At 50.7% G+C, this 13,228-nt stretch carries 9 protein-coding genes; 8 read left to right on the forward strand and 1 reads right to left on the reverse strand.

Going from position 1 to position 13,228, the window contains the following annotated elements; translation table 11 throughout:
• The first annotated feature begins 248 nt into the window (after nt 1-248).
• The 5 genes from KTE_RS42840 (at nt 249) to KTE_RS42860 (ending at nt 6,997) form a co-directional block, all read left to right on the forward strand.
• The gene (locus KTE_RS42840; RefSeq protein ID WP_201392992.1) at nt 249-1,448 is read left to right on the forward strand and encodes an acyl-CoA dehydrogenase family protein; all 1,200 of its coding nucleotides are present in this window, start codon (nt 249-251) and stop codon (nt 1,446-1,448) included.
• A 17-nt stretch (nt 1,449-1,465) separates the two neighbouring features.
• On the forward strand, nt 1,466-2,383 hold the full coding sequence (locus KTE_RS42845; protein ID WP_201392994.1) for an amino acid--[acyl-carrier-protein] ligase: 918 nt from the start codon (nt 1,466-1,468) through the stop codon (nt 2,381-2,383).
• Complete coding sequence (locus KTE_RS42850) at nt 2,380-3,354, forward strand: DUF1839 family protein (RefSeq protein ID WP_201392996.1); 975 nt, start codon at nt 2,380-2,382, stop codon at nt 3,352-3,354. The genes KTE_RS42845 and KTE_RS42850 overlap by 4 nt, the downstream gene beginning before the upstream one ends.
• 18 nt (nt 3,355-3,372) lie before the next feature.
• Nucleotides 3,373-5,892: a glycoside hydrolase family 2 protein gene (locus KTE_RS42855; RefSeq protein WP_201392998.1), complete on the forward strand. Its 2,520-nt coding sequence runs from the start codon at nt 3,373-3,375 to the stop codon at nt 5,890-5,892.
• Between the two features lie 259 nt (nt 5,893-6,151).
• On the forward strand, nt 6,152-6,997 hold the full coding sequence (locus KTE_RS42860; RefSeq protein ID WP_201393000.1) for a thioesterase domain-containing protein: 846 nt from the start codon (nt 6,152-6,154) through the stop codon (nt 6,995-6,997).
• A 140-nt stretch (nt 6,998-7,137) separates the two neighbouring features.
• Here KTE_RS42860 and KTE_RS42865 read toward each other — a convergent pair whose 3' ends face one another.
• Complete coding sequence (locus KTE_RS42865) at nt 7,138-8,730, reverse strand: hypothetical protein (RefSeq protein WP_201393002.1); 1,593 nt, start codon at nt 8,728-8,730, stop codon at nt 7,138-7,140.
• Nucleotides 8,731-9,517: 787 nt separating this feature from the next.
• Between KTE_RS42865 and KTE_RS42870 the strand changes: the two genes are divergently transcribed.
• The 3 genes from KTE_RS42870 to KTE_RS42880 all read left to right on the forward strand — a co-directional run bounded on the left by KTE_RS42870 (nt 9,518) and on the right by KTE_RS42880 (nt 13,221).
• Complete coding sequence (locus KTE_RS42870; RefSeq protein ID WP_201393004.1) at nt 9,518-10,297, forward strand: glycosyltransferase family 2 protein; 780 nt, start codon at nt 9,518-9,520, stop codon at nt 10,295-10,297.
• Between the two features lie 70 nt (nt 10,298-10,367).
• Nucleotides 10,368-11,732 carry a glycosyltransferase family 2 protein gene (locus KTE_RS42875; RefSeq protein ID WP_201393006.1) on the forward strand — a complete coding sequence of 455 codons (1,365 nt, stop codon included), beginning with the start codon at nt 10,368-10,370 and terminating at the stop codon, nt 11,730-11,732.
• 106 nt (nt 11,733-11,838) lie between these two features.
• The gene (locus tag KTE_RS42880; protein WP_201393008.1) at nt 11,839-13,221 is read left to right on the forward strand and encodes a glycosyltransferase family 2 protein; all 1,383 of its coding nucleotides are present in this window, start codon (nt 11,839-11,841) and stop codon (nt 13,219-13,221) included.
• Nucleotides 13,222-13,228 lie beyond the last annotated feature (7 nt).

Consider the following 13,228-nt stretch of genomic DNA (forward strand, 5'->3'; position numbering starts at 1 on the left):
TGACGAAACAGATGGGCTATATTATAGTGTGATAGATAAAGTACGACATATGTCTTACGGCATTGGTATCCATGAGTCTCAGAAACAGTGCACAGCTACAGGGTCCCTTGAGGGGCTACATGTTGATAAATAAAAATTCCTATTCTAGATCTATACATCCCATTTTATTCTGTTCTTTGCGTTTACTCAAACTACAATACCTATATCTTTATGCTTCCTAAGCACAGCAAAGGAGACTTATCTCTTTAATGGAAACTATTCATTCTGTTGCCGAGGTTATTTCAAATCGAGATGACCTGATCCAAAAAGTACGCCATATCGGCAAAACAATCGCCCAACCGGCAGCGACCAGTGTGGACAGCGAGGCGCGTTTCCCTCACGAAGCTATAGACGCGCTACGCCAGGCACGTCTCCTCTCGCTCTATATTCCTCGCCAATATGGCGGTGACGAATGTAGTTTTAGCGACTTGATTGCAATCGCCCAAACCCTCTCGCAATACTGTGCCTCAACGGCGATGATCTGGGCCATGCATCAGATCCAAGTAGCCTGCCTGGTCCACCATGAACAAAACTCCCCCTTCTTTCAGCAGTATCTACGCGAGATCGCCGAGCACCAACTCCTCCTGGCATCAGCCACCTCCGAGGCAGGCGTGGGCGGGGATATTCGCAGCAGTGTTGCCGCGGTCGAGCAAGATGGAGAAGGCTGCCGTCTCTTCAAAAAAGCCACCACAGTCTCCTATGGCTCATATGCGGATGGCTACCTGGTAACGGCCCGCCGCTCACCTGAAGCGGCTCCTGGCGACCAGGTATTTGTGCTGCTCACCCGCCCCACGACCCAGCTAGAGCAGACAGGTACCTGGAACACCTTTGGCATGCGTGGCACCTGTAGCCCGGGCTTCAACATCACCTCTACCTTCCCCGCGGAACAGGTTTTGAGCACCTCTTTCGCGGATATCGCTCCCCTAACGATGGTCCCCTTCTCGCACCTGCTGTGGGCCGCCTGTTGGCAAGGCATCGCCATTGATGCCTTTTCGCGCGCACGTAAGTTTATGCAAGCCAAGGCTCGCCAACTCAGGACTACCTCCCTTCCAGGTGATGGCCGACTGGTCGAGGCCAATAGCAACCTGCAATTGATGCGTGCAACGCTCGCCACTGCGGTGCAGGAATACGAAGACATCCTGCGCGATCCCGAGCAAGCGGCAGAAAAAGCCTCCGACATGGGCTATAGCATTCGGCAGAATAACGTCAAAACTCTTGCCTCACAACTTGTGGTACAGGTAGCGCAGCAAGCTCTTTACATTTGCGGCATGGCTGGCTATAAAGAAGATTCTCCCTTTAGCATCGGGCGCCACTTGCGCGATGCCTACTCCGCCAGCCTTATGATCAGCAATGATCGCCTCAATACCACCAATGCCGCGTTACTACTCGTTCATAAAGAAGAAGCATAGAAAGTAGATAGAAGAAGATGGCGCAAGAGTTTTCAGCCCACGAAAGTCCTTTTCTTGACCAGTTAATTGCCCATGGTCTGCTTATTCCTTCTGGCGTGCAGGGCATCTATGGCAAAAGCGGCATGATGGAGAATGTTATCTGCCGTATCGATGAGCTACTGACCGATATCGGGCGCGAGATGGGCGCGGATATTATGCGCTTCCCACCCGTTATGAACCGGGCAACCGTTGAACAGACGGGCTACATGAAGTCTTTCCCTCAGTTGCTGGGTTCGGTTCACTCCTTCACTGGCAAGCATCGCGAGCATCAACAGTTGCTGAACGCGATGGAAGAGGGCCAGGACTGGAGCCAATCTCTCCCCTCAACGCAGGATGTCTTGATTCCAGCCGCCTGCTATCCCGTCTATCCTACCCTCACAGGCACGCTTCCAGAAGATGGACGCCTGGTTGACGTCTGCTGCTTCTGCTTCCGCCACGAGCCTTCGCCCGATCCCGCCCGCATGCAGTCCTTCCGCCAGCACGAGTTCATTCGCATCGCGGACGCCCACACGGTTGAACAGTGGCATGGTGAATGGATTAAACGAGGCGACGCGTTCCTGCGTTCACTGGGCCTGGAGCCAGTAGTCGCACCCGCCAATGATCCCTTCTTCGGTCCCGGCGGACGCCTGCTCGCAGCCAGCCAGCAGGAGCAACAGCTAAAATTCGAGCTGCTCTCACCCATCAATTCAAGCGAGCATCTGACTGCCATCTCCTCCTGCAATTATCACCAGGACCACTTCGCGAGCAAGTTTGGCATTTATACCGCTAGCGGCGAGATCGCGCATACCTCGTGTATCGGCTTTGGCCTGGAACGCATCGCCCTGGCCCTCTTCCGCCAGCATGGACTGGATACCGCTGAATGGCCCGTTGAAGTGCGAAAAAGGTTGGCCGTATGAAACATCTTGTAACGAGTATCGATGTTAAGAGCTATACACCGCACTGGCTCCATAGCAGCACCAATCACTGGCCACAGTCCAACTGCTATGTAGATCTATGGATTGAAATTTTGCATACCCTGCATGTCAATCCCCTGGCCTGCTTCGCCTTTACGCTCTCCATCGATTTTGAGGGAGATCAGTGGACATTTTTCAAGTTTCCCATTCATGATCTCTTCTTGCTCTACGGCATCGATGTCCAGGAATTGAATATCTGGAACGCGCTTTTGCCGCAGATTTGTGAGCAGACAGGTCGGGATCGCCTAACGCTTGTGGAGGTCGATGCCTTCTATCTGCCAGATGTGAGCGATACAAATTATCATCGCATGCATGAGAAGACCACGATTGGCATCCAGTCGATTGATCCCGAGGCACGTGAACTTCATTACTTCCACAACAGCGGCTATTATAGCCTGCAAGGCGAGGATTTCGACGGCATCTTCCATCCAGATGCGCAGGCGGGCAGAACGGCGGTTCTCCCTCCCTACGTCGAGTTTGCCAAATTTGATCGTTTACAGCGCCACGCGGATCAAGAATTGTCTACGTTAGCGCTTGAACTATTACGCGGCTATAGTCGACGCATCCCATCAGCCAATCCCTTCACGACCTATAGCCAGCACTTCCAGGCGCACCTGGCGGCGCTCCCTGACCTGCAAGCCTATCACCAATATGCCTTTGCGACCCTGCGACAGTATGGCGCCTGTTATGCCTATGCCAGTCTCTTCCTTCAATGGCTGGCAGACTACCAGGGCGCCCATTTCAAAGAGGCCGCAGCACACCTGGAGGCTATCTCCAGCGGCACCCAGGTCTTCCTGCTGCGGGCCGCGCGCGTGGTCAGAAACAAGAAGCCCCTGGACCATCTCCCCTACTTTGAGGAGATGGCGATGCACTGGGATCAAGCCATGCAGCATATTCTCGCCAACCTGACATAGGAAGAAAGAGACAAGGCTATGCATCCCACTTATCAGGCGTCTACGCATCGGCAGATCTCGCTGCACGATGGCTGGGAACTCATCTCAGTTGCTCCGGGCAGCTATCAAAACCCGGAGCAACTGGCATCAGAGACCGCGCGCTGGCTTGCGGCCTCTGTACCTGGCACGGTCATGCAGACTCTACAACGCCATCAGCCCTGGGACTTCAACGCACCTCCGAACGCCGACGAGCATGACTGGTGGTATCACTGCACCTTCGCGGCACCCACCAGAATGGAGGGAAAACACTACACCCTCGCGTTCGAAGGTCTGGCGACGGTCGCAGATGTCTGGCTGAATGGCAAACTCATACTCCAGGCCGAGAACATGTTCCGAGCCTATGAGGTGGACGTGACGCCGCTCCTCACTGAGCGAAACGAACTCTATCTCCATTTTCACGCCCTCACGGCTCTGCTGGCGCAAAAACGCCCACGTCCACGCTGGCGCACTAATCTGGTTGAGCAACAGCAACTGCGCTGGTTTCGCACGACGCTGCTAGGCAAAATTCCTGGCTGGTCGCCTCCCATCCAGGCGGTTGGTCCCTGGCAACCAATCTCCCTGGTGGAGCGCTCGACCCTCGCCATAGAACACCTGCACATCCGCCCGAAGGTACAAGAGAATACGGGTGTCGTGAGCCTGGATCTCCAGGCCAGGAGCCTGGATGGAGGCGTGCCAAACCATGCCACGCTATGTGTTGGCGAGACCACTGTTGCCTTACAGGTGCAAACCAATACGCCAGTCACCTTTGCCCTTACCGGCGAGGCCCGGCTCAATGATGTCGCGCTATGGTGGCCACATACCCATGGGCAGCAACCACGCTATCCCGCCACCATTCAGCTTTATTATCCAGATACCGTGGCGGAGATAGGTTGTGGTTTGCTGGCCTTCCGCACACTTGAGCTCTGCACTGAACAAGAAGACTTCAGCCTCCGCGTCAATGGAGAAGCCATCTTTTGTCGCGGTGCCTGCTGGACGCCTCTCAACATTGTGACCCTCACAGCCTCTCCACAGGAGTACCGCGAGGCACTTCTGAGCGCTAAAAATGCTGGCATGAACATGATCCGCGTCGGTGGCACGATGGTCTATGAGGATGAGACCTTCTACACCCTCTGCGACGAGCTGGGCATCCTGGTCTGGCAGGATTTTATGTTCGCCAATATGGAGTATCCAGTCACGCAGGAGAATTTCCTCGCCAACGTGCAGGCTGAGTGCGAGCAGATGCTACAACGCCTGCAACGGCATGCATCACTCGCACTCTTGTGTGGCAATAGCGAGATCGCGCAACAGGTGGCGATGCTGGGCCTACCCGAGGAGCGCTGGAGCAACGCCTTCTTCGAGCAGCTCCTGCCAGAACTCTGCCAGAGCTACACAGACGTCCCCTACTTGTCATCGACACCCCATGGTGGCGCGCTCCCGTTTCAGGTCAATGCGGGGACCTCAAACTATCAAGGCGTAGGGGCCTATCTGCGACCGCTGGAGGATGCGCGCCAGAGTGGAGTACGCTTTGTCACCGAGTGCCTCTCCTTCGCCAATATCCCTGAAGATCAGACGCTTGACCTGTTCTTGAAACCCAATCAGTCGCCCGTCCATCATCCCAGGTGGAAGGCGCGTGTGCCACGCGACAACGGCCCCGGCTGGGACTTCGACGATATCCGCGACTACTACCTGGAGAAGCTCTTCCGCGTTGAGCCTATGAAACTGCGCTACGCGGACATGCAGCGCTACCTAGCGCTGGGGCGCGTCACCACGGGCGAAGTCATGGCCTCCGTCTTCGCTGAATGGAGGCGCCAGCACTCCTCCTGTCAGGGGGGGCTAATCTGGTTCTATCGCGACCTCTGGCCAGGAGCAGGCTGGGGCGTGATAGACTCCACGGGCTATCCCAAGGCACCCTACTACTACCTGCGTCGCGTGCTGGCTCCCACTACCTGTTTCTTCACGGACGAGGGCTTGAGTGGGCTGAGTCTACACCTTGTCAACGACACTGAGCATAGCATCCCTGCCATGGTACAGCTCACACGCTATCGCCTGCCAGGCACGCTACTGGAGGCAGCAAACGCTGAAATCCTGCTGCCCGCACGCGGTGCGCAAGAACTGCACACTGAGAAGCTCTTTGGACATTTCCTGGACCTGACCTACGCCTTCCGCTTTGGTCCACCGGGACAGGACCTCGTGGTTGCTACCCTAAGCGCCCAGGAGACAGGCCAGGTACTTGGAGAAGCCTTCTACTTCCCCCAGGGCCTGCCCAACACCCGCGAGCACTCTGTTGGCCTACAAGCCCACGCCCACCCCCTGGAAGATGGCTCTTACGAACTGCACATAAAGGCCGAACAATTCGCCCAGGCAGTCGCGATACGAGCGAACCAGTACCTACCAGAAGACAACTACTTCCACATGCGTCCCGGAAGCGAGAAAATAGTCCGGCTGGTACCGATGGGAAAAAAGTCATCCCTATGGGGGTCGCTCTCAGTGCTTAACAGTCTGAATGATATAAATATTTAAAGGGCAATATAACCAAATGCTCTTTTTTCTCAGTGGATAGAAAAGGAGGCAATTAAAACACATTTCACTTTAGTTGCGCCGTTAATCTTTATTATATACCTACTCCATGGTTATACATTAAATGTAATCGTGATTGATTCAACACGCGAGTAACCCGAATTGATCATGAATAATGAACGCTCTACCTATGGTTCTTAAACAGAAGAGATAAAGATGCTTTTAGCATCACATTTTGCTCCCGAGAGAAGGGATAAACGCTATGTTAGAAACTATTCAGCCAGTTGAAAAAAAGACCGCAGCACCTACACGCACGATTCAAGTGGGAAAATCCAAACGCCCCTTTTTCTTTTTGCATGGCGCCTGGACAGGAGGAACGCCGCTCTATTGCTTTACGCTTGCTCGTACGCTAGGGCGAGATCAACCCTTCTACGGACTCGATCCATACAATGTTGATGGTTTAGATGTACCAGCGACCTTGGAAGACATGGCAGCGGCACATATTCAAGCTATGCGTGCAATACAGCCAGAGGGTCCCTATCAGTTGGGCGGTTTCTGTAGCGGGGCATTTCTCTCTTATGAAATGGCTCGCCAACTCAAAGAGCAAGGGCAAGAAATAAACTTTTTACTACTTGTAGCACCATCTAATATTACTGACTCACTTAGAAGGAAACGTAACATTTTTAATGCCCTGGGAAACCTATTTCATATCAACCGAAAGCAACAATTAAGCTTATTTCTGCGCCTCCGGCATGCATTGAGGCATATATATAGAAAAATTCTTCCACCTGAAGATGGAAGAATTGAGGGCTTTTCTACACTGCTCACACTGGAACCAAGGTTAAATATGATGTTTCCACCCATGGAAGCTCTCTATAAAGATTTTCCTGGTCTTTTTCCCTGGCTTGCTGCTGATTATAAACCGCACTTTTTGCCAGAAAATGTTACATTTATCTGGGCTGGTGATGATCTTGGGGCAAAACCGATCTGGGGTTCAATTGAGCAGAAGGAAAACTCCGCCGTTATTCCTGGACCTTATATGGGACTTATAGACGAGCACCTGCATTTGTTAGCCGAACAGTTAAAGGTGAGCCTGAATAGAGTATAAGCATGTCAGGCATGGGGAAGGCTAGTAGCTGTAGACCAGGATAGCAAGTGGGATCCTATCCTAATCTACAGCTATTATATTTAGCAAAGTCCTCCTGTGCTGTACCTTCCAGAAAACATCATGCGACAAGAGAACTTGTGTCAACCCGCATAACTAACTACCTTTACCTGGTAAGGAGTAAGAAGCACGCTCTGACCGTTAACATCCACCGTAACAGAAACCTTCGTTTTATTGACCAACATCAATTTTTTATCAGAGGCTAAAGCTTCAACTTGGTCAGGTGCTGATACTGTCGTGCTATAAATCTTTGTGCCAGGTGCAAAATCGCTCTTGAGGCTGCTGGCACTATAGTACCAGGGTTCAGGTTGCGCGCTACCTGCATAGCTAGTGGTCCAGAGTCCCTTATCTGACCAGCCATCGCCCGATTCTCCCCAGGCAAGGGCCACCGCACCTCCAGCTTTTAAAAACTCGATCATCGTATAGGACTTCAATGCATTGTCATAAGCCGCATTTAGCACATCATTACGAGGATAAGAGAACCACTCTGCGAACCAGACAGGGAGCGTGGTAGAGCCTGAATAGACGGCGGGATCTAGAGAATGTATCCATTTCACGACATCTGCAAATTTTTCAGACGCGACAAAAGGGTTTGCGGCAAGGTTACCGGTAGATCTCTCTTCCCGATTTTCAATCGAGCTATCTACGGTAATAAAGCCAGCACCTACTTTGTGTTGTAACCAGTACTCTATGACATCGAAAGGACGTTGATCGAACGTACCATACGGCTTAATGAGATTTGAAGGATTGCTTGGTTGCTTCGCAGACCACACATCCATAAATACATAAGGGCCTCCAATTTTTACACTATCGGTTGATATGCCTTGTGTCTGCGCTACCTTCATAATTGTGCTGTAGACCTGATTATACATGTAGGTATAACCATGATTAGCATGTACTCCATTGGGATTACCCGGACTCGTTGTGAAATCGTAATTATTGATACCTGGATTGTAGTACCCCTTTAACTCATTCCAGACTTGAAAATAGCGGACATTATAAGGCGGAGCCATGTAGCGTTCCGCTGTTCGTTGAACAAGATGCAGCCAGGCATCCATTTTATTATCCAGAATACGCGTTTCATAAGCAGCAGAAGACCATTCCTGTGCGGAGGTAAGCGTCCGGGCTTTGCCACCAGACAGTGGACTTCCCTTCATCCACCAGGGAGCCTCGTCTAATGAAAGAACAGGAGTGCTTCCAGTATCTACCGCCAGTTGCACCCGGCTATCCAGGGCAGACCAGTTCGTTGGATCAGGGCTAGCGGGGTCAGGCCAGGGATCTGGTAGGCCCCAGCCCATAATGTGTGTATTTTGATATGATACCGACGTTCTGAGCAAAGACCTTACATCATTGCTAGAGTCAGAACCTTTACTCTCCGGGGGAAGGACCGCCTCATTATTGACATGGGTCACACCGAGAGCAAACTGGCTCGTCGCGGAACAAGATTTATCGACTAAAACATGTATCTTGCCGTCATTTGTCGTGCTAGCATCTTTGCCCTTACAACGAGAAAGCTCATCCGGAGTACTCGTTGGAGATGGCTTTACCTGTCCAGTGACACTGTTCTTCACATGTGTAGGGCTGTAATTATCGGGATTAGCGCAAGATGACAGACTAATCACAAGGAGTGCAAGGCACAACCAAAAATAAGTAGAACGTTTCTCCCATTCACTCATGAAACTCACCTTCGGAAAGTTTTGTGGTCGCGTCTTTAGCTAAAAATGTTGGAGAGACACATTGGCTAACTATCTCCTGCCCAATTTACTCAAGAAGAAAGACCTTACAACCAGACGCACTCATAATAACGGGAGGGAGAAGAGCTTTGTAACAAAACGTCCATAAAGTACATATGTTATAGGACTATTAATCCACCACTCTCTTTCGTCCCAAAAGACTACTTTGATCTTATAAACTTGATATAGCACCTACCCGCTAGTCAGTACAAAAGTACACCTCTATTGAGCAACTTTCTCTCTAGCCATCAAACATACAAAAATACCAGGCTTGACAGACTAAGTTGTAGTGAATATACTCGGCCATAAACGCGAAAGAATAGCCATATTTTCTTTAAACTAGGGATAATTTATACAATAAGCCCTTTATTCAATATAATATTGTAGAGGCATGTAAAGAGGAATATGCCTATGCATTTTTGCTTGTTCTATCTTAAAACTTTGTTTTATTCTCGAGAATCCTTATTTACATCTCGTTCTCTTCAAAAAAAAGAAATATTCCAGCCATATTTTCCCTACATTTACCATGTTTACGCCTATAGTAAGCAAAAATCCATTACACTATCACACCATTTGACTTGATCACCCAAACTTATGATTATATTTCCGGTAAAGGGGGCACAAATAACCTGACTAGCACTTATGGCAAGAATACCATAGCTTTTCGCTTCTATAGTAGTAAGGCTTCTCCCTTTAGCGTTTAAAATACAGAAAGATGTCGATTGTATACATGTCAAAGCAAGAAAAATATCCCAGCATCAGTGTTGTTATTCCAGCGCGCAATGAGGCACAAAATCTTCAGCATATTTTGCCTAAGTTGCCCGAAATCGTCACTGAAGTTATCCTCGTCGACGGCCACTCAACGGATGATACAAGCAAAATTGCACAACAGCTATTGCCAGACATACACGTCATTCAACAGGAAGGAAGAGGCAAAGGCGACGCAATGAGAGTAGGCTTTGCTGCTTGTACAGGTGATGTTATTGTTATGCTAGATGCCGATGGATCTGCTAATCCAGCAGAAATTGTACGCTTTGCCGAAGCGCTTATGGCTGGCTATGATTTTGCAAAAGGTTCGCGTTTCATCAAAGGGGGAGGCAGCCAGGATATTACTTTACTGCGTAGCATTGGCAATTATGTTCTGTGCCAGCTAGCTAACCTACTATTCTGGCAACACTTCAGTGATCTCTGCTATGGTTATAACGCTTTTTGGCGTCACTGTCTTGACCGGATTGACATCGACTGCGATGGTTTTGAGATAGAGTCACAACTTTGCCTACGTATACACAAAGCTCACTATAAAATTATTGAAGTTCCTAGCGTAGAGCATAGACGTATCTATGGAGAAAGCAATCTGCGCACATTCCGCGATGGATGGCGAGTCCTCAAAACAATTTTAAAAGAGCGCTCCAACACTCTCACTCAGACAGCACATTCCGCAGCACAAGGAAATTTATATATGCAAAAACAACGTTCTATCAAAACAGTGGAGAATCCAAGCGTACAATAAAACTCCAATGCTGGGTCCCCCCTAAATTAAAATACTTAGTATCTCAATAGATGACAAATTGGTGAAAGCTATGCTATTACAGGCATATTATGAAGAAAATGTTGTTGAGCAAGCTCCAGATCTCATGCCAATGCGTATTGTCGAGATCGAGCTGGAGCAAGCCCTCCCGAATATCTCCGCTGTTGATCCCAAGACCCAACGTCGCTATCAACGCGTACTGGCCGTCGTGCGCCTGCACACCCAGCCCCTGGGCCTTGTCGAACTGCCCCTCTCCATAGAGGAGCTCACTCCTGCTACCTATGCTCCCTTGCTTTGGAATGCCCTGAGCCACCAGATCAACGAGCATTGCCAGCAAGACGGGTTGCCAGAGCTGAGTGAACTATCACTTCAGGGGCTGACCTCAGCTACGCCTCCTCGCTGTCTCGCCGAACGTGAAGCCTTTCTGGTCAGTCCCGATCTGCCCCTGGTCAGCGTGATTATCCCAACCCATGATCGCCCCGAGACCCTTGCCTCCTGTCTGGAGGGCGTATTGGCTCAGCACTATCCACGCTTTGAAGTCCTTGTAGTCGACAATAAGCCCAGTACCGATGCAACACAACGACTCCTGACACAGATCTCAGGCACCCATCCACAGGTGCGCTATCTGCGCGAAGAGGGTCCTGGCATTGGTAATGCCGCCAATTGTGGCATTGCAGCAGCCCAGGGCGAAATCCTGGCCTTTACCGATGACGATGTGGTGCTTGATCCCTACTGGCTTGTCGAGCTTGTACGCGGCTTTCGCCAGGCAGAGAAGGTGGCCTGCGTCACCGGCCTGGTCCTCCCCCTTGAGCTGGAGCAACCCGCACAGTTCTGGTTTGAGCAGTATGCTGGCTTCACCAAGGGCTTCCAACGCCGCCTCTTCGACATGAAGGAGCATCATCCACGCATGCCCTTACATCCCTATATGGCCGGTCGCTTCGGCACAGGGGCCAGTATGGCCTTTACTGCCTCCTTCCTCAAGAGCATTGGTGGCTTTGATCCTGTCCTGGGTGGCATAGATAAGGTAAAAGCAGGGTTAGACATTGCAGCATTTTTCGAAGTAATGATGCATGGCTATCGCCTGGTTTATGAACCTCGCTCCTTGCTCTACCACCTGCATCGCCGTGATTATTCCGGCTTGCGTAGGCAGCTTTATAATTATAGCGTAGGTTTTACATCTCACTTGACCAGATGCATCTGGGAGCGCCCGCACCTCCTTCTTAGTCTTCTGCCTCAACTGATTTACGGTTTCCTTTTTGCCTTCTTCAATCGCTCGATAAAAAATCGTTTGCAGCAAAGTAGTTATCCGAAAGAGTTGAAGCAGCTTGAATTCAAAGGTATGCTCTTTGGGCCTCTGGCTTATCTGCAAAGCCGAAGAGTGGCACGTAAAACCCTACCAAAAACTCAATTTAGCTAATCAAAATGATAGGAGTATTGTATAAAAAGCAACTCGTTATCGTTTAAATTCATAATTGGTCTTGGACAAGTGGATAATCACTACTAATGGATAAGGGTAAGAATATATGTTGTTGCTGACACGTCAGAAAGATGCCTCTAGAGAACATGAGAACACCTCTCTTGAGCAAACTCCAGATCTCATGCCCATGCGTATTGTCGAGATTGAGCTGGAGCAAGCCCTCCCGAACATCTCCGCCGTTGATCCCAAGACCCAACGTCGCTATCAACGCGTACTGGCCGTCGTGCGCCTGCACACCCAGCCCCTGGGCCTTGTCGAACTGCCCCTCTCCACAGAAGAGCTCACTCCTGCTACCTATGCTCCTTTGCTCTGGAATGCCCTGAGCAGTGAGATCAATGAACATCTTCAGCAAGATGGGTTGCCAGAGCTGAGTGAACTATCACTTCAGGGGCTGACCTCAGCTACGCCTCCTCGCTGTCTCGCCGAACGTGAAGCCTTTCTGGTCAGTCCCGATCTGCCCCTGGTCAGCGTGATTATCCCAACCCATGATCGCCCCGAGACCCTTGCCTCCTGTCTGGAGGGCGTATTGGCTCAGCACTATCCACGCTTTGAAGTCCTTGTAGTCGACAATAAGCCCAGTACCGATGCAACACAACGACTCCTGACACAGATCTCAGGCACCCATCCACAGGTGCGCTATCTGCGCGAAGAGGGTCCTGGCATTGGTAATGCCGCCAATTGTGGCATTGCAGCAGCCCAGGGCGAAATCCTGGCCTTTACCGATGACGATGTGGTGCTTGATCCCTACTGGCTTGTCGAGCTTGTACGCGGCTTTCGCCAGGCAGAGAAGGTGGCCTGCGTCACCGGCCTGGTCCTCCCCCTTGAGCTGGAGCAGCCCGCACAGTTCTGGTTTGAGCAGTATGCTGGCTTCACCAAGGGCTTCCAACGCCGCCTCTTCGATATGAAGGAGCATCATCCAAAAACACGGTTGCACCCTTACACGGCTGGCCAATTTGGCACAGGGGCCAGCATGGCCTTTACTGCCTCCTTCCTCAAGAGCATTGGTGGCTTTGATCCCGCCCTGGGTGGCATAGGTCCGGTAAAAGCGGGATTAGATATATCGGCATTTTTCGAAGTAATGATGCATGGCTATCGCCTGGTTTATGAACCTCGCGCCTTGCTTTACCACCTGCATCGTCGCGATTATTCTGGCTTGCACAAACAACTTCATAACTATGGCATGGGCCTTACTGCTTACCTGACCAAGTGTGTCTGGGAGCGCCCGCATCTGCTCTTTGATCTGCTTCCAAAACTAGCGTATGGTATTTTTTTCACTTTGAGTAATCGCTCTGCAAAGAATCATAAGAGGCAGGATAACTATCCCAAAGCATTAAAACAAGCGGAATTAAAAGGCATGCTCTTTGGGCCTTTGGCCTACCTACAAAGTCGGAGAGTGGTACGTAAAGTTCTGCGGAAAAACACACTCTAGTGAAAAC

Origin of the sequence: Ktedonobacter sp. SOSP1-85, from assembly GCF_016587415.1 — a bacterium.
In the GTDB taxonomy this organism is placed as follows: Bacteria; Chloroflexota; Ktedonobacteria; order Ktedonobacterales; family Ktedonobacteraceae; genus Ktedonobacter.

Bases quoted from the DNA above. Each gene is read 5' to 3' on its own strand.
- KTE_RS42855 (WP_201392998.1), top strand. From the start codon at position 3,373: ATGCATCCCACTTATCAGGCGTCTACGCATCGGCAGATCTCGCTGCAC.
- KTE_RS42865 (WP_201393002.1), bottom strand. From the start codon at position 8,730: ATGAGTGAATGGGAGAAACGTTCTACTTATTTTTGGTTGTGCCTTGCA.
- KTE_RS42875 (WP_201393006.1), top strand. From the start codon at position 10,368: ATGCTATTACAGGCATATTATGAAGAAAATGTTGTTGAGCAAGCTCCA.
- KTE_RS42850 (WP_201392996.1), top strand. From the start codon at position 2,380: ATGAAACATCTTGTAACGAGTATCGATGTTAAGAGCTATACACCGCAC.
- KTE_RS42880 (WP_201393008.1), top strand. From the start codon at position 11,839: ATGTTGTTGCTGACACGTCAGAAAGATGCCTCTAGAGAACATGAGAAC.
- KTE_RS42870 (WP_201393004.1), top strand. From the start codon at position 9,518: ATGTCAAAGCAAGAAAAATATCCCAGCATCAGTGTTGTTATTCCAGCG.
- KTE_RS42845 (WP_201392994.1), top strand. From the start codon at position 1,466: ATGGCGCAAGAGTTTTCAGCCCACGAAAGTCCTTTTCTTGACCAGTTA.
- KTE_RS42840 (WP_201392992.1), top strand. From the start codon at position 249: ATGGAAACTATTCATTCTGTTGCCGAGGTTATTTCAAATCGAGATGAC.
- KTE_RS42860 (WP_201393000.1), top strand. From the start codon at position 6,152: ATGTTAGAAACTATTCAGCCAGTTGAAAAAAAGACCGCAGCACCTACA.